Origin of the sequence: Saccharothrix ecbatanensis, assembly GCF_014205015.1 — a bacterium.
Lineage (GTDB): Bacteria > Actinomycetota > Actinomycetes > Mycobacteriales > Pseudonocardiaceae > Actinosynnema > Actinosynnema ecbatanense.
Genome location: NZ_JACHMO010000001.1, coordinates 3513755 through 3536360, shown reverse-complemented (window position 1 = coordinate 3536360; position 22606 = coordinate 3513755). Strand labels below are relative to the sequence as shown.

The window sequence follows — 22606 nt, the reverse complement described above, 5'->3', positions numbered from 1 at the left end:
CCGCCGTCGCTCAGATGAGCACCGGTCCGCTGTCGATCCGGCTGTCGCTGGTGCGCCGGTTGTCCAAGTGGACGAAGATGCGGTGTAGCCACCGGTCCCGGCCGTCGTAGCGTGGCGTGAAGGCGCCGCGGCCGTGCACGAGCACCCGGTTGTCCATGAACGCCATCTCGCCCGGCCGCAGGACCATCGCGGTGCCCTCGGCGACCATCGCCCCGCGCAGGCGTTCCAGCGCGCCGGCCGCCTCTTCGTCGAGTGCCGACGTCGCGTGGAAGTCCACGCGCACGTTCGGGTCGGCCGTGCCGCCGGTCAGGACGGGGTGCGGGTCGGTCCGGTGGCCGGCGCGGAACGACGGGGGAGCGCTGGTGACGAACCGCGCGGTCCGCAGGACGGCCACGTCCGACTCGTCGAGCAGCGGCAGGGCGTGCCGGACGGCGGAGACCAGCGTGCCGACCTCCTCCCGGCCGCCGCGCAGGCAGAGCATCCCGACGTAGTCCGGGCGGTGGGGGTGGAACGCGTTCTCGGTGTGCAGTGACAGCTCCACCGAACCGCCGTTGCTCTGCGACCCCGCGAGCGAGCGGACCGGCACGACGTTCTGCACCAGCGCGCCCCGCTTCTCGTCGCGGTACGCGATGACCTCGCCCAGTTGCAGCCCGAGCAGCATGGCGGTGGCGGCGGGGATGGTGGCCGACGTCTCCGCCGAGTCCGGCACGTCGGGGGTCGGCGGCACCGCGTCCTCGTCGATCGGGAGGTTGCCGACCGTCAGGAGGCCGTCGCCGCCCGGGTCGTGGCGGTACTGCCGGATCGCCTCCAGCAGGCGCACCGGGAGGTGACAGCTCAGCCGCCGGGCCGCGACCAGCCACCGCGGGTGGTCGACGCCACCGGGAGCGGTCCGGGAGAGTTGTTCGGCGAGCGCACCCAGTGCGGTCCGCTCGGCGCCGGTCAGGTCCACCTGGGCGGTGGGGGCTTCGCGGTTCGGGTCGGTGTCGATCCGAGCAGAGGTCACGGTCGTCCCCCAGTGGGTGGTCGGCGTCCCAGCAGTTCGAGTAGCGCGCTGTTGTCGGCTTTTCCGTTGGCGGTCAGCGGGATCTCGCCGACGACGACGAAATCCGCCGGGATCATGTAGTCGGGCAGGTGCGCGCTCAGCCCGGCGTGGACCCGGTGGACGTCCACCGTGTGCCCCTGAGCCGGCACGACGAACGCGGCCAGCCCTCTCGGGCGTCCCGCCGGGCCGGTCGGCACGACCACGGCGTCGCCGACTTCCGGACGGTCGCGCAGGACCGCGCGGATCTCCCCGAGTTCCACCCGGTAGCCGCGGATCTTGACCTGGTGGTCGATCCGGCCCAGGAACTCCAGCGTGCCGTCGGGCAACCACCGGCCCAGATCCCCGGTGCGGTACAGGCGCGTGCCCGGCGCGCCGAACGGGTCGGGCCGGAACCGGTCGGCGGTCAGGGCGGGCTCGGCGAGGTAGCCGCGGGCCACGCCGGCGCCGCCGACGTGGATCTCACCCGGCACCCCGACCGGCGTCGGCTCCAGCCGGTCGGTCAGGACGTACATCGTGGTGTTCGGGACGGGTGCGCCGAGCGGCACCAACTCGGTGGTCGGCGGGTCGGTGACCGGCTGCCCGGAGTTGCCGATCGTGATCTCGGTCGGCCCGTACTCGGTGGCGACCGCGGTTCCGCCCGGTCCGGCCAGGGCACGCCAGCGCTCGGCCAGCGCGGCCGGGAACGCGTCGCCGGCGGCGACGACCACGCCCGCCAACCGGTGCGCCTGCGCCGAGTCGAGGTCGAGGCAGAGCAGGTTCAACTGGCCGGGGGTCATCTTCACGAAGCTGTACGGCGCGCCCGCCACCAGCAGGTCGCCGAGGTCGGCGACCTCCATCGGGTCCGGCAGGAGGTGGACCGCCTGTCCGGTCAGCAGCGGTGCGTAGAGGCCGGGGATGCCGAGGTCGAAGGAGAGCGAGGCGAAGAACGGCGAGCCGCCGTGCCCGCGCGAGGCGTACGCGTCCACCGCCCACCGCAAGTAGTTGACCAGCCCGCCGTGCTGCACCATCACGCCCTTGGGCGCGCCGGTCGAGCCGGAGGTGTAGATGACGTAGGCCAGGTGCCCGGGGTCGGTGCGGGTCGGTGGCGGTGTGGTGGGCGCCGCGTCGACCGCGGACCGGTCCCGGTCCAGCGGCACCGGCCGGCAGCCGTCGACGGGTGGCAGCGCGTCCATCAGGTCGGTCGTGGTGACCACCAGGCGGCACCCCGCCGTGCCGACCATCCGACGCAGCCGTTCCACCGGCAGGTCGGGGTCGAGCGGGACGTACCCGGCACCGGCCTTCCACGTGCCGAGCAGTGCGGGCAGCAGGTCGGCCCCGCGGCGCAGGCACACGCCCACCGGGGTGTCCTGTCCCGCGCCGAGGCCCGCGAGGTGGTGGCCGATCTGGTTGGACCGCGATTCGAGCTCGTGGTAGGTCATGCGCGCGTCCCCGACCCGCACGGCGACGGCCTGTGGCGTCCGGGTCGCCTGCGCCCGCACCAGGTCCACGACGCCCGCCGGACCCCGGTCGTCCCGGCGGCCGACGGACCACTCGGCGAGCACGGCGCGCCGCTCGTCCGCACCGAGGAAGGCGCGGTGGATGTCGTCGGGCCCGCCGGCCATCGCCTCCAGCACCGCGCGGTAGGTCAGCGCCAGCCGGTCAAGGTAGCCGGGAGTCACCGCACCGTGCGCGGCACGCAGCAGCAACCGGTCCTCCTCGACGACCACGCGCAGGCCGTGGGGATCCGGCACGTCGGGGCCGCCCACCCGGCCGGTGCCGGCCGGTGCCACGAAGACCACGCCGTCGCGGTCGGCCGGTCCGTGGTCGGCGGCCGCCGCCGGGGCGCCGCACGCCGCACGCCACGAGAGGTCGACCAGGTCGCGCCACCTCGGTCCGGACACCGCCGCGTCGACACGGCGCACGTCGCGGTCGTCGCCCGCCGGCGCCACGTCGGTGCGGAACACCCGCTCCGCGGTGAGCGTGCCGAGCACCTTGAGGTGGGCGGCGAACAGCGTGGCGGCGAGCGGCGCGGTGCCGGACAAAGCGCGGAGCGCGGCCGAGAGGTCGCCGTACGGCACGGTGGCCCGCACCGTGCCGCCGTCGGTGCCGCGCCACGCTACCGGGAGGGTGAACGGGTGGGCGCTCACCGCGCGACCACCGGGTTGCGGACCAGCGAGCCGACCAGCGGGCCCGCGTCGTGCAGGACGAAGTGGCCGGCGTCGATCAGGTGGAAGGCGAACTCGCGGGTCGTCTGCGCCGACCACGCCGCCATGGCCGAGGCGCTGACGAACTCGTCGCGCCGCCCGCCGATGACGGTGATCGGCACGTCCAGCGGCAGCTCGTCGCCGTACCGCACCGTCTCGACCACCCGGTAGTCGGCCCGGATGATCCGCTCGAACAGCGCCATCAGGTCCGGGTCGTCGAGGACCGCCGCGGCCATGCCGCCGAAGTCGACGACCCGCCGCAGGAGCGCGTCGCGTTCGAGCCGGTGCAGGTGCGTGGTCGGGCGCAGACCCGGCGCCTCGGCCGAGGACAGGACCAGTCCGGCGGGTGTGGGGTCACCGGCCGCGCGCAGGCGGCGGGCCAGCTCGAACGCGATCACGCTGCCGGAGCAGTGTCCCAACAGGACGAACGGCCGGTCGAACACCTGCGTCAGGGCGGCCCGGAGGCGGTCCAGGAGCACCAGGGGGTCGTCCACCAGCGGCTCGCCGAGCCGGTTCTCGCGACCCGGGAACCGGACGGTGCACAGCTCGACGTCGTCGGGGAGCAGGTCCGCCCACGCGTTGAAGGTCGCACCGCCGCCACCGACGTGGGGTACGCAGACCAGGCGCAGTCGCGGGTCCGCCACTCGGCGGGGGCGGGCCAACCAGCGGTCGGCGCTCACCGTGCGAGCTCCGCCCGCACGAGGGCGGCCAGTCGCGCGTCGCCGATGACCGGTGCGGGCGACTCGACCCCGTAGTCGAAGAGGTGGACCACGGGATCGGTGACGAGCGCGCTCCAGTACCCACCGGCGGTCGGGGCGTTCGCCTCGTCCAAGCAGAGCACGACCCGACCGGCGTGCGGGTCCGGTTCGTACCCGCGCACCGCCAGCGCGAGATCGGCCCAGGCGAGCTGGAGCCGGGACAGGTCGGTGGGGCTGGTGTCGACGTCGTACCACCCTTCCTCGCGAACCCGGGACAGCACCTCCTCGGGGCTCTCGGACCCCGACAGCGCGAAGCGCCGCCCCAGCGCCGCGTACCGCAGGGCGAGGAGGTCAGCGGTGCTCGACGCGAACCCGGAGGCCGGTCCCGCCGCGGGTGGCTCGACCATGACCAGCACCGGCACCTCGTGCCCGGCGCGGCGCAGCTGCCCGGCCACCTCGAACGCGACGACCGCGCTGAGGCCGAAACCCACCAGCGGGTAAGGGCCATGCGGACGCGCGGCCAGCACCGCGGAGACGTGGTGCCGCGCGATGTCGGCGAGGTCTGCTCCCGCCGGCAGCGGTCCGTCCGCGCCGGGCGCCGGGATGCCGACGACCGGCCGACCCGCCCGCCAGGCCGGCGCCGCTTCGCGTTCCCGTTGCGGGTGGGTGTCCGAGTGGAGCAGGACGAGGGCCGCGCCGGCGCCGTCCGGCGCCACCACCGTCGGGCGGCGGCGGACCTCGGCCCAGGACCGCGGACGCACGTCACCGGTCGGCGGAACCGGCACCGGCGCGCGGTCGGCGTGCACGGTCAGGCTCTCGGCCAGCCGAGCGGGGGTGTGGTGGCGCAACGCCACCGAGCTGCGCACGCGGACACCACGCCGGCTCAGCTCGTCGACCACGTCGATGATGGTCATCGAATCGCCGCCGAGTTCGTAGAAGTCGTCGTACGGCGACACCTCCACGCCGAACACGTCGCCCCAGACGTCGCAGACAGCGCGTTCGACGGCCCGGCAGGACAGGGCCACGTCGCCCGAGCGCGTGCCCGATGCGTCGACCGCGGTCATGGTCACCTCCTGGCTTCCGTGCCCCGATCCTCGCGGTGCGACGGCGTCCGCGACCAGGCAGCTGACCGGCAAATCGGCCGGTCCCAGTTGCCGGTCAGCTGCCTGGCCCGGCCCTGGTCGCCATGCCTTACTTGGTGCGGAGGGAGTGACGATGATCGAGACCGAAGTGGTGCTGCGTTCGCCTGTTCCGGCAGGCCGGGGTGCGGAGCTGGAGCGACGCATATTCTTTGTCTCACCGCAGATCGCGTCCTTCCGGCTGGTCATCGAGGACGGCGTGGTCAGTGCGGTGCGGCTGTTCAGCGCCGTGGCGGTCGACGAGGCCGCGCTGTCGGCGAAGCTGAACACGTTGGTGGAGGACGACCTGGGCACCGGGCCGCAGCCGCCGGTCAAGGTGGTGTGGACGTCGGCCGAGCGGGTCGCGGCGCACGACGTGTACCCGGCTCTGCTCGCGGCGGGGTTGGTCAGCGAGTCCGGTGAGGGCCAGATCGCGATCGGCGAGCCGCTCATCTCGCTGGCGGCGGGCCTGGACCGGCGCATCCGGCGGCTCGTGGTCGAGGAGTTCGGCGCCGTCGAGTACCAGTACCCGACGCTGGTGCCCACCCACGTCCTCGACGCGGCCGGCTACCCCGGTGCGTTCCCGCAGAACCTCATGTTCGTGACCCGGCTGCACGAGGACCTGGACGTGTACCGCGACTTCAAGCGCTCGTACACCGAGTCCCCGGCGGTGGACAGCGCCACGCTCGAACTGTGCCGCAACGTGGACTACTGCCTGCCGCCGACCATGTGCTACCACACCTTCGGCCAGTACCGGGACCGCGTGCTGCCGACCGGTCCGGTCCACGTGGTGACATCGCGTGGCAAGTCGTTCCGCCACGAGTCGCGGTACGCCACGACCCTGGAACGGTTGTGGGACTTCACGATCCGCGAAACCGTGTTCATCGGCGGGCGCACCGAGGTGCTCGACGCCCGGGAACGGTTGATGGAGCTGGTCTTCGCCTTGGTGGACGAGCTCGGCCTCGACGGGTACTGCGAGGTGGCGAGCGATCCGTTCTTCATCGGCGCGGACAGCGCGGCGAAGGAGTGGTCGCAGCGGCGGCTGGAGCTCAAGTACGAGCTGCGCCTGCGGTTGCGCCCGGACGGCGACGTGGCGGTGGGCTCCTTCAACTTCCACGGCGACCACTTCTGCCGCGGGTTCGACATCGCCTCCGCCGGTGGCGCGCCCCTGTTCAGCGGATGTGCCGGGTTCGGCCTCGAACGCCTGGTGTACGCGGTGCTCTGCCAGCACGGCACGGACCCCGACGGCTGGCCTGCGGCGGTCCGCGAGCTCTGGCGCGGCGAGCACACCGACGCACCGGCGCCGACCCGCTGACCAACGGCGCATCCGATCCACTGGAGGGATTCCGCGTGGCGCAGACGTACACGACTCCGAGCCACGACAACGTGGACCTGGTCGCCGAGGGCAAGCCGGTGGACGCGGTCAACGCCGAGTTCTACTCCCGATTCCAGTACCCGTGGCCGCCGCAAGCGGTGCGGCGACGGGTCGACCCGTCGGTGGAGCGGACCGCGCTCGGCCAGAGCGCCGGCGACTGGACGGGTGACGTCCTGCCCGAACGTCCCCGGATCTGGGTCGCCGGTTGCGGCACGAACCAGGCGGTGCTGACCGCGCTGCGGTTCCCCGACGCGCACGTCGTCGGCAGTGACGTCTCGCCGGAGTCGGTCGCGGCGTCCGCGCAGCTGGCCGAGCGGCTCGGCGTGACGAACCTCGACCTCCAGGTCGAGAGCATCAACGACGTGACGTACGACCGCGAGTTCGACCACGTGATCTCCACCGGCGTCGTCCACCACAACGCGGACCCGGCCGCCACCCTCGCCCGGGTCGCCGCCGCGCTGGCCCCTGACGGTCTGCTCGAACTGATGGTCTACAACCGCTACCACTGCACCGAGGCCATCGCCGTGCAGAAGGCGGTGCGGCTGCTCGCCCCGGCGACGGGGGAGGCGGGTGCGGACTTCGACGCCGCGATGACCGCGGCCCGGCACATCCTCGACGCCCGACCCGACCTGGTCGCCCGGATGAAGCCCGGCTTCTCCGGCGTGGCGCACTTCGAGGCCGCCGCCGCCGATGCCCTCATCCAGCCGGTCATGCACACCTTCACGGTCGCCGAGCTGGACGCGATGGCCGGTGGGTGCGGGCTCGAACTGGCGCTGCCGTGCGTCAACCAGTTCGACGTGGGACGCCAGTGCGTCGACTGGAACCTCCGGTTCGCCGACACCGCACTCCAGCGGCGGTACCTGTCGCTGACCGACGTCGAGCGGTGGCAGGTGACGAACCTGGTGCAGTTGGAGCGCTCGCCGATCCTCTGGTTCTACCTGAGGCCGGCCGGTGCGCGGCCGAGACGCGGCGAAGCGGAGGTGCTCGACCGGTTCGCCGAACAGCGCTTCGTGGCGGCGAACCTCGACTGCGAGGTGCTGGTCCGACAGGCGGACGGCTCGTACCGCGCCTCCGGCCGGAACGCGCCCTACCCGGTGCGACCGCCGGACGGACCCGCGCGGGCGGTGTTGGACGAGTTCACCGCACGCGGTCCGGCCCGGCTGCGCGACGTCCTGACCGACCTCGGTCTGCCGACCGACCTGCCGACCCTCAGCGAACTGCGAGTCCGCCTGACCACCACCGCCTTTCCTTTCCTGCAACGGGTTCCGGGCGTGGACGGCGGTTGATGTGGCTGCGACGAAAGGAGAACCGGTGAGCGACACGGTCACCGACGACGCCTACCAGGTCGTCGTCAACCACGAGGAGCAGTACTCGATCTGGCCCGCAGACCGCGAGGCGCCCGACGGGTGGCGGGCGGAGGGCGTGGTGGGCGGGCGGGACCACTGCCTGGCCCACATCGCCGAGGTGTGGACCGACATGCGGCCGTTGAGCGTCCGAACCGAACCCTCGTAACCGGTCAGGCTGGTGGTCCTGTTGCTTCCGCAGCTGATCCTCGAACGGGCGCGCGAACACCCCGACGCACCCGCGGTGCTCTCCGCCGAAGGCGACCTCACGTACGGCGCGCTGGTCGAGCGCGCCGGCCGGATCGCCGGCGCGCTGCGGTCCCTGGGCGTAGGGGCGGAGTCGGTGGTCGGGGTCCTGGTGCGACCGGGACCCGAGCTGGTCGCGATCCTGCTCGGCACCTGGCTGGCCGGCGGCTGCTACCTGCCCCTCGACCCGCTGCACCCGGCGCGTCGCCTGCGGCGCGCGGTGGCCCTCGCCGGCGCCCGCACGGTCGTCGCCGACCGACCGCTGTCGGACGTCGACCTCCCACCGGACGTCACCGTGCGACGGCCCGACCAACTCGACCACCCGGACGCCGACGCGGTCGACCCGTACGCCGTCCGGACGGGTTCGCGTGACGCGGCGTACATGATCTTCACCTCGGGTTCGACCGGCGAACCGAAGGGCGCGGTGGTCGAGCACGCCGGGATCGCCAACGTCGTGCGGTGGAGCGTCCACCGGCTCGGGCTGTCACCAGCGGACCGACTGCTGCAGAAGACCCCGCTGACGTTCGACGCCGCGCAGTGGGAGGTCTTCGCGCCCCTCGCGTGCGGCGCGGCGGTGACGGTCGCCGGAACCGAGGCGGGACGTGACCCGGCGGCCCTGGTCCAGGCCGTCCTCGACCGGCGGGCGACCGTGCTGCAGGTCGTGCCGTCCATGTTGCGGCTGCTGGCCGCCGACCCGGAGTTCGGGCGTTGCGACAGCCTGCGGATGATCTGCGCGGGTGGAGAGGAACTGCGGGCCGAACTGTGCCAACGGGTGCTGAGCCGGCTCGACGTCGAGATCTGGAACCTGTACGGCCCGGCGGAGTGCTCGATCGACGTGGCCGCCGGGCGGTTCGACCCGGCACAGCACACCGGAACCGTGCCGATCGGCCGGCCCGTCGACGACGTGCGCTGCCTGCTGCTGACCCCGGACGGTCGACCGGCGGCGACCGGCGAGGTCGCCGAACTGCACGTGTGCGGCGTCGGCGTCGGCCGGGGCTACCGGGGCGACCCCGCCCTGACGGCGCAACGCTTCCTGCCCGACGTCACCGGCCCGGCCGGCGCCCGGATGTACCGGACCGGCGACCTGGCGCGCGAGCGGCCCGACGGCAGCCTCGAATTCGTCGGGCGGGCCGACGCGCAGGTGAAGGTCAACGGCATCCGCATCGAGCCGGGCGAGGTGGAGGCCGCCGTGCTCACCCACCCCGGCGTGGTCGACGCGGCGGTGCGGGCCGTCGTCGACCAGTCCGGCGCCGCGCGGCTGGCGGCCTACGTGGTCACCACCCCGGACGGGTCGGTCGACGACCTCGCGGCGCACGTGCGCGACCACCTGCCGCCGTCGCTGGTCCCGACCGTCGTCACCGAAGTGGCGGCCCTGCCGCGCACCTCCAGCGGCAAGATCGACCGGGCCCGGCTGCCGGAGCCGGACTGGACGCTCGCCCCCGCCGGTCCTCGGCCGCTGACCCCGCTCCAGCGCATCGTGCGCGACGCCTGGCGCCAGGTCCTCGGCGTCGCCGACGGCATCGGCCCGGACGACGACTTCTTCCGCGTCGGCGGGCACTCGCTCATGATGACCCGGCTGGCGCCGCGGCTGGTCGAGGCGTCGGGGCTCGACCTCGACGTGGCCGACCTGTACCGGGCCATGACGGTGCGCGCGCAGGCGGACGTGCTCGCCCGCGCCATGGCGGCGCGGCCGGTCCCGCGGCTGCCCGACGGCGCCCGACTGCCGCTTTCCCCCGCGCAGGAACGGTTCTGGCTCCTGGACCGGATGCGTCCCGGGAGCCCGGAGTACCTGCTCCCGGTCGTCGTCCGGCTGCCCGCGGGAATACCGGCCGACACCGTGCGGCAGGCCCTCACCCGACTCGCCGAGCGCCACGACGTCCTGCGTTCGCGCTACCTCATGGACGCCGACGGGCTGCACGCCGTGGTCGACGTCGCGCCGACCGTGGCACTGCGCGTCGCGTCGACGGCGGACCGCGTGGCCGACGTGCTCGCCGCGGAGTTCGCCACCGGTTTCGACCTGCGCCACGGTCCACTGTGGAGGTCCGTGCTCCTGCCCGGCGCGGGCGACGCGAAGCTGTTGCTGGTCCTGCACCACGTCATCGGTGACGGCTGGTCCGCCGGGCTGCTGGACCGCGAGACGCGGGAGCTGGTCGCCGCGTCGGCGGAGGGCCGGGCGCCGCGACTGCCGGAGCTGCCGCTGCGCTACGTCGACGTCGTCGCGTGGCAACGCGCGCGGACCGGTCCGCAACAGCAGGCGGACGACGTCGAGTACTGGCGCCGGGAACTGGCCGGGCTGCCCGTTCTCGACCTGACCGGCGGGCGGGCGCGCGATCCGCGACGACGGACGGACGGCGCCGCCGTTGCCCTCGACATCCCAGCCGAGACGGCAGGCCCGCTGCTGGAACTGGGCCGCGAAGCCGGCGCGACGCCCTTCATGACGTTCCTGGCGGTGTGGAGCCTGGTTCTCGCCCACAGCAGCGGGCAGTGGGACTTCGGGGTCGCCACCCCGCACGCGGGGCGCACCCGCCCGGAGTCCCACGACCTGGTCGGGCCGTTCGTCAACACGGTCGTCATCCGACCCCGCCTCACACCGGAGCTGACCTTCTCGGACGCGCTGCGACACGTGCAGCGCACCTGCCGGGCGGCGTTCGCCCACCACGCGACGCCGTTCGAGGCGGTGGTGGAGGCGGTCCGGCCGCAGCCCGACCCGGCCCGCACGCCGCTGTTCCAGGTGCTGTTCGCCTTCGTCGACGGGCTCCTGGGCGAGCGACCGCACGACGACGACGTCGACTTGGTCCGCGACGCGTGGTCGGTGGCCCGCACCGACCTGACCCTCACGATGTGGCGGCACGACGACGGGCGGTTCGGTTGCGCCCTGGAGTATGCGACCGCGCTCTACGACCGGGCCGCGGTCGACGCCCTGCTGCGGCGGCTGCGACAGGCCGCCGCGTGGTGCGCGGCCCGACCCGACGTACCACTCGGTGACCTCGACCTCGACCTCGACGGCGTCGCGGACGACCGGCCCCCGATGTCGCCGCACCGGCGGACCATCCTGGGCCTGTTCCGCGAGCTGCTCCAGCGCCAGGACATCGGGGTCGACCAGAGCTTCTTCGACGAGGGCGGCACCTCGCTGCACGCGGCCCGCCTGTTGTGGAGCGTGGAGAACGCGTTCGGCGTCGAGGTGCCCATGCGCGCGATCTTCGACCAGCCCACCGCCGCCGGCCTGGCCGCCGTGGTCGAAGAGCTTGTCCGAGCGGAAATCGACGACATGCGGGTGCCCTCCAGCGGCCCGCGGGAGGAGAACACGCGATGACGACGGAAGAGGCCCGGTATCGCACCGGCGACGTCGCGGCGGCGGAGCGGGAGGACCTGGTCCGCCTGCGGCTGCACGGCGAGGTCCGGCGGACGGCGTCGATCGGACGCGCGGACCGCGGCACACCACTGCCGTTGTCGGCCGGACAGCGGCAGATGTGGGTGCTCCACCAGCTCGACCCGTCGAGCCCCGCCTACCTCATGTCGTGGGCGCTGCGGCTCACCGGCGACCTGGACGTAGAAGCCGTCCGCCGCGCCTGGGAGCAGCTCGTGCACCGGCACGAGATCCTGCGCACCCGGTACGCGCAGCCCGGCGACGAGCCGGTCCAGCTCATCGACCCGCCCGCGCGGTTCGACCTGCCACTGGTCGACCTGTGCGGTGAACCGGAGGCGGACCGGGAGGACCACGGCCGGCGCGTTGTCGAGCGGGAACGGCAGCGGCCGTTCGCGTTGGCGGACGAGCACCCGCTGCGGGTGACGCTGGTCCGGCTGGACACCACCGTCCACCTGCTCGTGGTCGTCGTCCACCACGTGGCCTGCGACGCGGCGTCCTACCGGCGCCTCGGCGCCGAGGTCGGCGCGCTCTACGCCGCGCACGTCACCGGCGAGCCGGCCGGGCTGCCGGAGGTCGCGGTCCAGTACGCCGACTACGCGGTGTGGGAGGGCCGGCAGGTCGCCGACACAGCGCTCCGCCCGCACGTGGACTACTGGCGGCGTCAGTTGGCGGGCGTGCCCGAGTTGTCCCTGCCGGCAGACCGGCCGCGGGCGGCGCGCCCGGACTGGCGCGGCGGGACCGTGGCCGTCCCGCTCGACGCCAGGCTCGGCGCGGACGTCCGGAACCTGGCGGCGGCCCGGCGGGCCTCGCCGTTCGTGGTGCTGCTCGCCGCCTACCAGGCGACGCTCGCACAGCTGTGCGGCAGCGACGACGTCGCGGTGGGCACGCCGGTGGCGATGCACGCGTCCCCGGAACTCGACCACCTCATCGGCTACACCGTGAACACGGTCGTCGTCCGCACCCGGTTCCAGCCGGAGGACACCTTCGAAGACCTCCTGGACCGGGTCAGGGACACCGCGCTGGAAGCTTTGGACCACCGGCAGGTGCCGTTCGCCCGGCTGGTCGAGGAGTTGCGGCCGACCCGCGAAGCGGCGGGCAACCCGCTGTTCCAGGTCGCGTTCGACCTCAACCCCGCGGAGGACGGCGCGTTCGACTTCCCCGGCGTCGACACCCGGCAACTCCGGTTCGAGACCTGGGGCGTGGCGAAGTTCGACCTGACCGTGCACGCCGAGGAGGACGCCGACGGGCGGCTGTCGGCGTACCTGGAGTTCGCCCACGCCCGCTTCGACGAGGAGACGGCGCGGCGCGTCGCCGACCACTACGGCCTCGTCCTGGAGACCTTGGTACGCGCGCCGGACACCCGGCTCGCGCAGCTGCCGGGAGCCGACCTGCGACGGCCGCGGCCGGCCGGTGCCGCGACGACAACCGCGACCGCTCCGGCGGCCGGTCCGGTCGGTGTGGACGGCGGCGTCGAAACCGCCGGCGACCTGGCCGCCGTGGTGGACCGGATGTGGCGGGAGGTGCTGCGGCGGGACCGGGTGGAGCCGGACGACAACTTCTTCGACATCGGCGGCGACTCGGTGCGTGCCGTCGCCCTGGCGGGCCGGTTGCGGACGTACGGCCTGGATGTGTCGGCCGTGGACATCTTCGCCCACCAGACGGTGAACGAGCTGACGCGCGTCGTCGCGGACCGGCGCCGGACCGAGGCGCCGACCGGGACGCTGCCGTTCTCGATGGTGACACCGGCGGATCGGGAGTCGTTGCCGCCGGGACTCGCGGACGCGTACCCGGTCGGCGTCTCGCAACTCGGCATGATCGTGGAGATGCAGGCCCGGCCGGACCTGAACCCGTACCAGGACACGACCTCGTTCCTCATCCGGGGCGTCGACGGCCCGTTCGCGCCGGCCGCCTTCCGAACGGCCGTCCAACGGGTCGTGGACCGGCACGAGGTGCTGCGCACCACCTTCGAGCTGAGCCGGTACTCGGTCCCGCTCCAACTGGTGCACCCCGACGTCACCTACACCGCCGGCGTCACCCACGGTGCGCCGTTGGGCGAGGACGGCTGGGAGCCGCGGCTGCGGGAGTACTTCGACTACCGGCGGAGCAACCCGATGGACCTGGCGGAGGCGCCGCTCGTGCGGGTCCACGCGCACACCGCCGAGGGCACCGACGACTGGGCCCTCTCGATCACCGAGTGCCACCCCGTGCTGGAGGGCTGGAGCTTCCACTCCCTGCTGATGGAAATCCTGGACACCTACGGGGAGCTTCGGGCCGGCCGGACCCCGCCGATGCCGGAGCCGGTGCCCTTCCGGTACGCCGACTACATCGCCGCCGAGATCGCGTCGATGGATTCGCAGGAGGACCGCGCCTACTGGCGCGGCGTCATCGAGGGGCGGGCGCCCTGCACGCTGCCGTCGGCCTGGCAGGACGATCACTCCACGCCTCGGGAGCGGTACCAGCACACCGTCATGTACGACGACCTCGAAGAGGCGCTGCGCGGGCTCGCGACGCGGACCCGAACCTCGCTCAAGGCGGTGCTGCTCGGCGCGCACCTGACGGTGATGGCCGCGGTGACCGAGGCGGAGAGCTTCTTCACCGGACTGGTGTCCGACGCGCGCCCCGAGATGGTCGGCGCCGACCGGGTACCCGGCTTCTACATCAACACGGTGCCGTTCGCGATGCCGGTGGGCGCCCGGAACTGGGGTGACCTGGTCCGGCTCGTCTACGACGGGTTGACCGCGATGTGGCCGCACCGCCGATTCCCCGCGCAGCTGGTCCAGCAGGAGTTCGCCCCGGGCACCCGGCTGGTCGAGGTGATGTTCAACTACCTCGACTTCCACCAGGTCGACAAGGAACTGGTGCGCTGGGAGGAGACGGTCGACGAGTCGGAGAACGAGTTCGCGCTGCACGTGTTCACCATCTCCGGCAAGCGCTCAGGGGCGCTGCGGCTCAACACGACCTCGCATACGTTGAGCCACCGCGCGGTGCGCCGGCTCGGCGCGATGTACCGGGCGGTGCTGGAGGACATGGCGCGCGGGCCGGAGGGTGACGCCGCTTCGGTGTACCTAGCCCCGGACGACGCGCGGTGGCTGCGGACCAACCGGGACGGCGCGCCGCTGGGCGCGCGGCCGGACACCGTCGCGGACGCGTTCGCGGCTTGGGCACGGGTACGCCCCGACGCGCCGGCGGTGCGGCACGGCGGGGACTCGCTCACCTATGCCGGGCTCGCCGCCGCCGCGGACGGCGTGGCGGACCTCCTGCGTCGGGTGGGCGTCGGGTCCGGCGACCTCGTCGCGGTGGCGCCGAGGCCGGACCTGTCGCTGCCGGCGTGCCTGCTCGGGATCTGGCAGACCGGTGCCGGCTGGCTGGTGCTGGACGACGCGGTCCCGGCGGACCGGCGATCCGCGGCGGCACACGAGGCGGGAGCCACGGCGCTCGTCGTCCCGGCACCGGTGGAGCCGGGCGTCGTGGCGGCCGACCGCGCCGCCGCGGTCACCGTGACCGGTGTGGCCGCGGTGGCACCCGATGGCGGGCCGCGGGTCGGGTGGCGACCCGGTGCGGTGGCGTGCGTGCTGCCCCGCGTCGGCACCGCCCCTGACGGCGGTGCGCTGGTCTCGCACCGTGCGTTGGCCCATGCGGTGGCGAGTGCCCGCGCCGGGCTCGACGCGGCCGGTGCGGCCACCGGCGAGGGCTCGGTCTGGTCGTTCGCCGGCACGTTCCGAACCGCGGCGGACCTGACCGGACTCCTCCTGCCGCTCACCTCGGGTGGGCAGGTGGTCATCGGCTCCGCACCGCTGCCCGCGGTGACCCACCTCCCGGCCACGCCGGCGGCCGTCGAGCGGGCGCTGTCCGAACTGTCGGTCGGGCACCGGCCCGCCGTGCTGGTCGGCGGCGATCCCCTCGTGAGCATCGGGTTCCCGGCCGGTGCCGATGACACCCGCGTGGTCCGCGCGGAGGGCGTCGACGGAGTGCCCGGGTGGCTGAGCGTCGACGGTCGGCCGTTGCCCGGACTGCGGCTGGACGTCCGGGATCCGCACCTCCGCGTCGTGCCCGTCGGTGTGCTCGGTGAACTGTGCGTGAGCGGTCCGACGCTGCCGGACGGGTACCACGCCGACCCGGCCGCGACCGCGGCGGCGTTCGTCCCGGACCCGGACGGGCGCGGCGGCGGGCGGCTGCTGCGGACCGGGCAGCTCGCCCGGTACCGGGAGGACGGCCGGCTGGAACACCTCGGGCCGATCGCGCCGCACACGGCGCTCACCACGAACCTCGTCGACCTGGGCCGGGTCCGGACCGCGCTGCTGGCACAGGCCGCGGTCCTGGACGCGTACGTCCTGGCGCGCCACGACGCGGCGGCCGGCCGGCGGGTGGTGGGGTACGTGCGTCCGACACCGGACGTCCCGTTCGACCCCGCGGTGGTGCGTCGTTCGGTCGCCGGGCTGCTGCCCCGACGGCTGCTGCCCGACGTCCTCGTGCCGGTCGAGGCGTGGCCGCTGCGCCAGGACGGGACGGTGGACCCGGACCGGCTCCCCGAGCCGCCGACCCGTGACGACGCGACCGCCGCCACCCGGACGCCGTGGGACGAGCCGTTCGAGGCGCTGCTGCGGACCGTGCTGCCGTTCCTCCCCGCGGAGTCCGGGCTGAGCCCGGACCTGGAGTTGACGGCCTACGGCCTCAACTCACTGTCCACAGTGGAACTGCTCATCTCGCTGGAGCACACCTACGGCTTCACGATCCCGGGCGGTCGGCTCGTCCTGGACATGTTCGAGACACCGGCCACGCTGTGGGACGCGGTCCGCACCCTGCGGACCGCCCAGCCGCTCGCGCTCGCGACGGAACAGCCATGAGCGTTCCGGTCCGACCGCAGCACGAGGCTCACCTGGAGGTAACCGTGTCCATCCCCGACATCGACGTTCCGTTGCGGGACGACATCCGGGCGGTCGTCGCCGACATCCTGGAGATCGACGCCGCCGACATCGGCTGGACGACCGGCTTCCGGGGCGAGCACGGGGCCGACTCGTTGACCGCCATCGAGATCCTCTCCGCACTGGAGCGCCGGTTCGGCATCACGATCGACCAAGACCTGCTGTCGACGATGACCGATCTGTCGAACACGTACGCGGTCATCGTCGAAGCCGTCGGCAAGCGGTAGGCCGCTGTGGACAGGACAGCCCGGCCGCCGCGCCGGCGGGTCGTCGTCACCGGGCTCGGCGTGATCAGCAGCATCGGCACCGGACCGGGTGCGTTCGCCCGATCGCTGCGCGAGGGCCGGTCCGGCGCCCGGCCGATCGGGGCGTTCGAGACCGCGGGCTTCGAACGCGCCAACGGGTGCGAGGTCGTCGACTTCGACCCGTCGGCGTCGATCGAGCGGCTCGACCACCGCCAGCTGGGCCGGGCGACCCAGCTGGCGGTGTCCGGCGCCCGCCTGGCGCTCGCCGACGCCGGGATCGCGCCGGACGAGCTGCGGGCCCGGTCCGCCTTGATCTCGGTCGGCACGACCAGCGGCGAGACGAGGGACGTGGAACTGGCCACCCAGCGGCAGGCGACCGGCGTGGCCGACGGGCTCGACGCGGGCTCCGCGCACCGGGCCGCGTCGAGCAGGCTGTCCGCCGACATCGCCCGGGAACTGGAACTGACCCGGGTCGAGGCGATGACGATCCCTACGGCGTGCGCCGCAGGCAACTACGCGATCGGCTACGGCTTCGACGCGGTCACGAGCGGCGAGGTGGAGGTCGCGCTCTGCGGGGGAGTGGAAGCCATGGTGCGCACCCTCTTCGTCGCGTTCTACCGGTTGGGCACCATCGCGCCCGACGTGTGCCGGCCGTTCGACCGGCGCCGGAAGGGCATCCTCACCGGCGAGGGCAGCGCGTTCCTCGTCCTGGAGACCCTCGACTCGGCGCTGGCCCGCGGCGCCAGGATTCACGCGGAAGTGCTGGGTTACGGGCTGAGCTGCGACTCGCACCACCCGGTCGCACCGGACCGGGACGGAGTCGCCCGCTGCATCGCCCGCGCCCACGCCAACGCCGGTGTCGAACCGGACGACGTCGACCTCATCTCGGCCCACGGCACCGGGACGCCGACCAACGACGTCACCGAGGTGGCCGCGATCCGCCAGGTCTTCGGCGACGACCTGCCACCGACGGTGTCGGTCAAGTCGATGCTCGGCCACACGATGGGCGCGGCGGGCGCGCTCGCCGCGGTCGCCTGCGTGCTGGCCCTCGGCGAGGGGTTCATCCCGCCGACGATCAACCACACCGAGACCGACCCGGAGATCGACGTCGACTGCGTGCCGAACCAGGCGCGTCCCGCGTCGCTCCGGGTGGCGCAGAACAACGCGCTGGCGTTCGGCGGGAACAACGCCGTCGTGGTGCTGGGCAGGTACCCATGAGACCGGCCACGACCGTCATCACGGCCTGGGAGACCCATTCGCCGCTGGGGTGCGGTGCGGAGGAACACACGCGCAACGCGCGGGCGGGCGCGACCGGGCACGACGCCGGCCCACGCGTGGTCCCGGGCTTCGACGTGCGGCAGGTGCTCGGAGCCAAGGGCACCCGCTCGATGCGCCGGGCGACCGGCCTGGCCGTGGCCACCACCGGCCGGCTGCTGTCCCGGGTCGGCCTGGACCCCGACCGGCGCACGGCGTACACCGACGAGGAGATCGGCCTGGTCCTCGCCACCAGCGACAACGTGCAGGCCGTCGTCGACTTCAACCGGGACAGCTGGACCCGCGCGCGTCCGTACGACGTGGACCCCGCCCAGGCGCCGAACCTGCTGATGAACGTCCACGCCGGCCAGTGCGCGATCCGGCACCGGCTGCGCGGCCCGAACTCGACCGTCTGCGGCAGTCACCTCGGCTCGCTGCTGGCGCTGAACTACGCGCGCCGCCTGCAACAGGGCGGGCACGCGCCGGCGGTCCTGTGCGGCGCGGTGGAGGAGTGCAGCGAATCCCGGTCCGCGTGGGCCGCCGCACGGACGGCCGGCTCCCCGGCGCCGCTGGGCGAGGGGTGCGTGGTGTTCCTGCTGGAACGGGGCGACCGGGTCGCCGATTCACGGCAGCCGCTCGCCGGCGTGCTGGCACTGGAATTCGGCTTCGCGCCGCACGACGGCGCGGTGACCACCGTGCTGGCCGACTGCCTGCGCCGCGCCCTGGAGCGGGCCGACGTGTCGCCGGGGCGGGTCGGCTGGGTGGCGCCGTCGGCGGCCGTGGACGGACGCGGTGAGGACGAGCGGCTCGCCGTCAAAGAGGTGTTCGGCCAGGTGCCGCTGGTGTCGGGCGCCCATGACGCCCTCGGGGACACCGAGTCGGTGTCCGCCGCCTTCCGGATCGTCGACCTGCTGACCGATCCCGACGTCGTCGACGGGGTCGCCGCGGTGACCGCCACCGACGCGGAGGGGCGGGTGGGATGCGCGCTGCTGCGAATCCGGTGATGCCGTTCGACTGGCGGTTCACCGCGGTCACGCTGCCCGGTGACCGACTGGTCGTGCGGCTCACCACCGGCGACGACACGGTCGACGCGACCGTGCTCGCCGGTTCGGCGCACGGCCGTGTCGTGTACGTCGGCGCGCTGCACGACGTGCTGCTCGGCCGTCCGGTGCCGGCCGGTGGGACGGTCGAGCACAGGGTGGAGGTCGTCCGGTCGGCCGGGGGCTCGGCGGTGTGCGCGGGTTCCGACGCCGTCGGAGCCGACTCGGTCCTGCGGGTCGGTCAGGCGACCGTCACGTGGCGGGAGCCGGACCGGTGACGGCCGCCGGCGCGACCACCCGGCTGCCGCTGACGCCCGCACAGGTCAGCGTCTGGTACGGCCACCAGTTGGACCCGAGCCGGCACCGGTACAACGTGGGCGAGTACGTGGAGATCCACGGCCCGGTGCCCACCGAGACGTTGCAGCGCGCCTTCCGCGTGATGGTCGCCGAGGCCGACGCCTACCGGGTGGTGTCGGTCGGCGGCGTCGACGGCGTCGAGCAGGTCGTCGCGGCCTCGCCCGACGTGTTCCCGGTGGAGGTCCACGACCTGACCGGCACGCCGGGAGCGGACGCGGTCGCGCGGGCGGAGATGGCCGCGGACATGGCGCGGCCCGTGGACCTGGAAGCGGGCCCGTTGCTGCGCTCGGTGCTGTTCCGGGTCGCCGAAGACCGGCTGCTGTGGTACTTCCGGGCGCACCACGTCATCTGCGACGCCTACACCCACGAGCTGACGATCCGCCGGGTGGCGGCGATCCACGCCGCCCTGCTGGCCGGTCGGCCGCAACCGGCGCGAACCTTCGGCACGCTGGCCGAGCTGGCCGCCGAGGACGCCCGGTACCGGTCCTCCGACGACTTCGCCCGCGACCGCGACCACTGGCTGACGCGCCTCGCGGACCGCCCGCCGCCGGTGCGGCTCGGCCGGGCCGGGTCGGACTACTCACCGGACATGGCGCGCAGCACCGGGCTCGTCGCCGCCCGCACCGTCGCGCGGTTGCGGGCCACCGCCTCGGAGACGCGCACCTCCTGGGTGGTGTGGGCGGTCGCCGCCGCGGTCGCGTTCGTCCACCGGCTGAGCGGTCAGGACGACCTCCTGCTCGGGCTGCCGGTGACCGGCCGGACGAACCGGCTGGGCCGGCACACCCCCGGCATGGCCGCGAACGTGGTGCCGCTGCGGATACGAGTCCGGCCGGACCGCGGCCTGGACGACCTCGTCACCGCGGTCCGCGCGGAACTGCGGGGCGCGCTCAGGCACCAGCGCTACCGGTACGAGGAGCTGCGCCGGGACCTGGGCCTCTCGGTCGGCGACCCGGACTTCCTCGGCCCGCTGGTGAACGTCATGTCCGACGCCGACGACCTCGCGTTCGGCGGTCACCGCAGCACGAGGCACAACCTGTCGGTGGGGCCCGCCTCCGACCTGTCCTTCATCACCTACGGGGAGGCCGACGGGCTGCGGGTGGACCTCGACGGCAGCGCGGCCCGGTACACGGCGGGCGAACTGTCCGGCTACCGGGACCGGTACCTGGGGTTCCTCGACGCCGTCTGCGCCGACCCGGCCCGGCCCGTGGGCGGGGTGCCGCTGCCTGGCTGATCCCGGGGCGCGGACACCGCGCCGGCGTCACGCCGGCGCGGTGCCGAGTCCGTTCGTGCCGTCCGGTGCGGCTGGGCGCATCGCGACCGCCAGGTCGGCAAGCGGGCGGAGGTTGAGGAAGTCCTCCAGGTGCAAGCCCTCCCAGCCCTCCCGCTCCAGGTGGAGCAGGATCGCCGGCACCCGGTCGAGCCGGCCACCGGTCAGCGCGTAGCAGTCCTCCAGGAGGGCTTCCGGCGCAGCCCACGCGTGGATGGCGGCCAAGAGCGCGCGCTCGCCGGGCGTCCGGGGTGGACGGGGTCGGTCCGGCCGGCCACGACCGTCTCCTGTAAACGGCGAGGTGCCTTCGGGTGCCGACGTCCGGTCGGCGTCGGCGGTGTCCGTCGTCACGGTGTAGCGCGCGGGCGCGATCGTGGCGGGGTGCTGATCGAGCCGCGCCACCAGCCAGCGGTGCACCCGGACGGCGTCCAGCTCGCTGGTGCGGACCACGACGTCCGCGTGCAGCACGGTCGTCCCGTCCGCGGTGATCGGGCGCAGCGTGCACCGCACCACTTCGGGGTGCTGTTCGATCAGGTCTTGGACCTCCGCCGGGTTCACCCGACATCCGTCGACCTCCACCCACCCGTCCCGCAGTCCCGGTGGTGACACGCCCGCGAAGACCGGGGTGTCCCGCAGGGCGGTGTCCTCCGGCGTGCCCGCGTGGAAGACGAGCAGGGCCTCGAACTGCCGCATCATGGCCGACGTGGCGTCGTGGTCCCGGGCGCGGCTCGTCACGTGGAGGGTCGCCTCAAGCACGTTCGCGTCGTACAGCATGGTCAGCCGCACCCAGTTCCACCACGACTCCTCGGACACCTCCAGCCGGGTCTCGCCGAGCGCCAGGGCGAGGGCCGCGGCGTCGAGCGGCGGTCGGGTCGCGCCGGGTGGGACGTCGTGCCCCGCCCGTGGCAGGCAGTTGAACTGGGGGAGCAGGTCGAACCCGATCCCGCGCCGGTGCTGGGCCCGCACCGTGTCGAGCATCCGTTCGGAGTTGTCGCACTCCGAGCGGTACGCCGCCGTCACCAGCGCCGACGCGCACCGCCCGGCCAACCCCGCCAGGGTGTCGCTCCAGTCCACATCGACGATCGCCATCGACGGCAGCACGCTGGAGGTCACCGTGTCGCGCTGCTTCGCGGTGAACCGGTTGTTGATTATCGTCTCCACCCCGATCGTGGTGAACCCGGTCGTCGCGGACAGGATCGTCGCGTACGCCGCGAGCAGGACCGCGGGCGCGGACACGCCGTGCCGTGCGGCGATGGAGTCGACGGCGGCGGCTGCGGCGGGCGAGGTCATCCGGGCGACGTGGACCGGGCAGGTGCCGGTGTCGCGTCCCTCGTCCATCTCCGGGAACAGGGTGTGCGGCATCGTCATCATCTGCGAGGTCCACTGATCCCGGGCCGCCCGGTCGCGGTGAGCCGCCGCCGGTGTCGTTTGCGCTGCTGCCCACTCCCACGGCTGCCCCGCGGCGTCGACCCCACCGCCACCGACACGGACGCTGTCGCCGGTGTCGGTGGCGGTGGCTGCGTCGGCTGGGAGGCCGAGGTACGCCAACAAGTCGCGCCGGAGCACGGCTCCGCCCCACACGTCCGCGGCGACGTGGTGCAACAGGAACAGGATCTCGATCACCGCGTCGCCACGGGCGACGAGGAGCCCGCGCCCGCACGACCGCGTGATGTCGAACGGCCTGTACGCGTCGCGGATCACCTCCGAGACACGCCGTTCCCGCGTCTGATCGCTGGTGTCCGCCGGTAACCGGACCACTTCCAGGTCCAGCGCAGACTCGTCGCTCACGTACTGGACCGGCGCGCCGTCGACGGCGACGGCGTAACGGGTCCGGAGAGATTCGTGCCGGTCGCACAGGTGCCGCACAGCATCCCTCGCCACCTCGACCGAGATGCCGGGCTCGGGAAGCGCCACCCGCAGTCCCACCGGCTGGAAGACGCGCCGGTCGGGAAAGCGGAACTGGTCGAGCCAGGGCCAGGTCTGACCCCAGGCCAACGGACTCGTGCGGACACCCTTCGACGCGGACACAGCCGGGTACGCACTCTCCGGGACACGTCCCATGCTTCTCCCCGTTCTCGAAGCGAGAGCCTCGGGCCTCGCAGGCCGTGGACCACCGGCTGCGGCGACTCGCGCAGACACATCCGATTGT

At 73.7% G+C, this 22606-nt stretch carries 15 protein-coding genes; 10 read left to right on the top strand and 5 right to left on the bottom strand.

Annotation, left to right across the window (positions count from 1 at the left end; all coding sequences use genetic code 11):
* Nucleotides 1–10: 10 nt before the first annotated feature.
* The 4 genes from F4560_RS14890 to F4560_RS14875 are packed head-to-tail and all read right to left on the bottom strand — an operon-like array spanning nucleotide 11 to nucleotide 4987.
* Nucleotides 11–1003, bottom strand: coding sequence for a TauD/TfdA family dioxygenase (locus F4560_RS14890; RefSeq protein WP_221483499.1), 993 nt, complete (start codon nucleotides 1001–1003; stop codon nucleotides 11–13).
* Nucleotides 1000–3168: an amino acid adenylation domain-containing protein gene (locus tag F4560_RS14885; protein ID WP_184920525.1), complete on the bottom strand. Its 2169-nt coding sequence runs from the start codon at nucleotides 3166–3168 to the stop codon at nucleotides 1000–1002. The genes F4560_RS14890 and F4560_RS14885 overlap by 4 nt, the downstream gene beginning before the upstream one ends.
* The gene (locus tag F4560_RS14880; RefSeq protein ID WP_184920523.1) at nucleotides 3165–3905 is read right to left on the bottom strand and encodes a thioesterase II family protein; all 741 of its coding nucleotides are present in this window, start codon (nucleotides 3903–3905) and stop codon (nucleotides 3165–3167) included. The genes F4560_RS14885 and F4560_RS14880 overlap by 4 nt, the downstream gene beginning before the upstream one ends.
* Nucleotides 3902–4987 (bottom strand): phosphopantetheine-binding protein, encoded by a 1086-nt coding sequence (locus F4560_RS14875; RefSeq protein ID WP_184920521.1) that lies wholly within the window; start codon nucleotides 4985–4987, stop codon nucleotides 3902–3904. Before F4560_RS14875 ends, F4560_RS14880 begins: the two co-directional genes overlap by 4 nt.
* 151 nt (nucleotides 4988–5138) lie before the next feature.
* On the opposite strand from F4560_RS14875, the gene F4560_RS14870 reads away from it, so the two are divergent.
* From F4560_RS14870 to F4560_RS14825, 10 genes are read left to right on the top strand one after another with little or no spacing between them, the layout of a single operon-like run.
* Nucleotides 5139–6356 (top strand): class-II aminoacyl-tRNA synthetase family protein, encoded by a 1218-nt coding sequence (locus tag F4560_RS14870; RefSeq protein ID WP_184920519.1) that lies wholly within the window; start codon nucleotides 5139–5141, stop codon nucleotides 6354–6356.
* A 35-nt stretch (nucleotides 6357–6391) separates the two neighbouring features.
* A complete protein-coding gene (locus F4560_RS14865; protein ID WP_184920517.1) occupies nucleotides 6392–7702 on the top strand; it encodes a class I SAM-dependent methyltransferase in 1311 nt (436 codons plus the stop codon).
* Nucleotides 7703–7727: 25 nt separating this feature from the next.
* Nucleotides 7728–7928 (top strand): MbtH family protein, encoded by a 201-nt coding sequence (locus F4560_RS14860; protein ID WP_184920514.1) that lies wholly within the window; start codon nucleotides 7728–7730, stop codon nucleotides 7926–7928.
* 12 nt (nucleotides 7929–7940) lie between these two features.
* Nucleotides 7941–11318: a non-ribosomal peptide synthetase gene (locus tag F4560_RS14855; RefSeq protein WP_184920512.1), complete on the top strand. Its 3378-nt coding sequence runs from the start codon at nucleotides 7941–7943 to the stop codon at nucleotides 11316–11318.
* Complete coding sequence (locus F4560_RS14850) at nucleotides 11315–16216, top strand: condensation domain-containing protein (RefSeq protein WP_184920510.1); 4902 nt, start codon at nucleotides 11315–11317, stop codon at nucleotides 16214–16216. The genes F4560_RS14855 and F4560_RS14850 overlap by 4 nt, the downstream gene beginning before the upstream one ends.
* The gene (locus tag F4560_RS14845; RefSeq protein ID WP_184920508.1) at nucleotides 16213–16521 is read left to right on the top strand and encodes an acyl carrier protein; all 309 of its coding nucleotides are present in this window, start codon (nucleotides 16213–16215) and stop codon (nucleotides 16519–16521) included. Before F4560_RS14850 ends, F4560_RS14845 begins: the two co-directional genes overlap by 4 nt.
* A 6-nt stretch (nucleotides 16522–16527) precedes the next feature.
* Complete coding sequence (locus tag F4560_RS14840) at nucleotides 16528–17757, top strand: beta-ketoacyl-[acyl-carrier-protein] synthase family protein (RefSeq protein ID WP_184920506.1); 1230 nt, start codon at nucleotides 16528–16530, stop codon at nucleotides 17755–17757.
* Entirely contained in the window at nucleotides 17754–18797 is a 1044-nt protein-coding gene (locus F4560_RS14835) for a beta-ketoacyl synthase N-terminal-like domain-containing protein (RefSeq protein ID WP_184920504.1), read from the top strand. Before F4560_RS14840 ends, F4560_RS14835 begins: the two co-directional genes overlap by 4 nt.
* Complete coding sequence (locus tag F4560_RS14830) at nucleotides 18773–19111, top strand: hypothetical protein (RefSeq protein WP_184920502.1); 339 nt, start codon at nucleotides 18773–18775, stop codon at nucleotides 19109–19111. The genes F4560_RS14835 and F4560_RS14830 overlap by 25 nt, the downstream gene beginning before the upstream one ends.
* On the top strand, nucleotides 19108–20421 hold the full coding sequence (locus F4560_RS14825; RefSeq protein WP_184920500.1) for a condensation domain-containing protein: 1314 nt from the start codon (nucleotides 19108–19110) through the stop codon (nucleotides 20419–20421). Before F4560_RS14830 ends, F4560_RS14825 begins: the two co-directional genes overlap by 4 nt.
* A gap of 27 nt (nucleotides 20422–20448) precedes the next feature.
* Here the strand turns inward: F4560_RS14825 and F4560_RS14820 are convergent, their stop codons facing one another.
* Nucleotides 20449–22518: a condensation domain-containing protein gene (locus F4560_RS14820; protein WP_184920498.1), complete on the bottom strand. Its 2070-nt coding sequence runs from the start codon at nucleotides 22516–22518 to the stop codon at nucleotides 20449–20451.
* Nucleotides 22519–22606 lie beyond the last annotated feature (88 nt).

Bases quoted from the DNA above. Each gene is read 5' to 3' on its own strand.
- F4560_RS14850 (WP_184920510.1), top strand. From the start codon at position 11,315: ATGACGACGGAAGAGGCCCGGTATCGCACCGGCGACGTCGCGGCGGCG.
- F4560_RS14835 (WP_184920504.1), top strand. From the start codon at position 17,754: ATGAGACCGGCCACGACCGTCATCACGGCCTGGGAGACCCATTCGCCG.
- F4560_RS14830 (WP_184920502.1), top strand. From the start codon at position 18,773: ATGCGCGCTGCTGCGAATCCGGTGATGCCGTTCGACTGGCGGTTCACC.
- F4560_RS14845 (WP_184920508.1), top strand. From the start codon at position 16,213: ATGAGCGTTCCGGTCCGACCGCAGCACGAGGCTCACCTGGAGGTAACC.
- F4560_RS14870 (WP_184920519.1), top strand. From the start codon at position 5,139: ATGATCGAGACCGAAGTGGTGCTGCGTTCGCCTGTTCCGGCAGGCCGG.
- F4560_RS14820 (WP_184920498.1), bottom strand. From the start codon at position 22,518: ATGGGACGTGTCCCGGAGAGTGCGTACCCGGCTGTGTCCGCGTCGAAG.
- F4560_RS14875 (WP_184920521.1), bottom strand. From the start codon at position 4,987: ATGACCGCGGTCGACGCATCGGGCACGCGCTCGGGCGACGTGGCCCTG.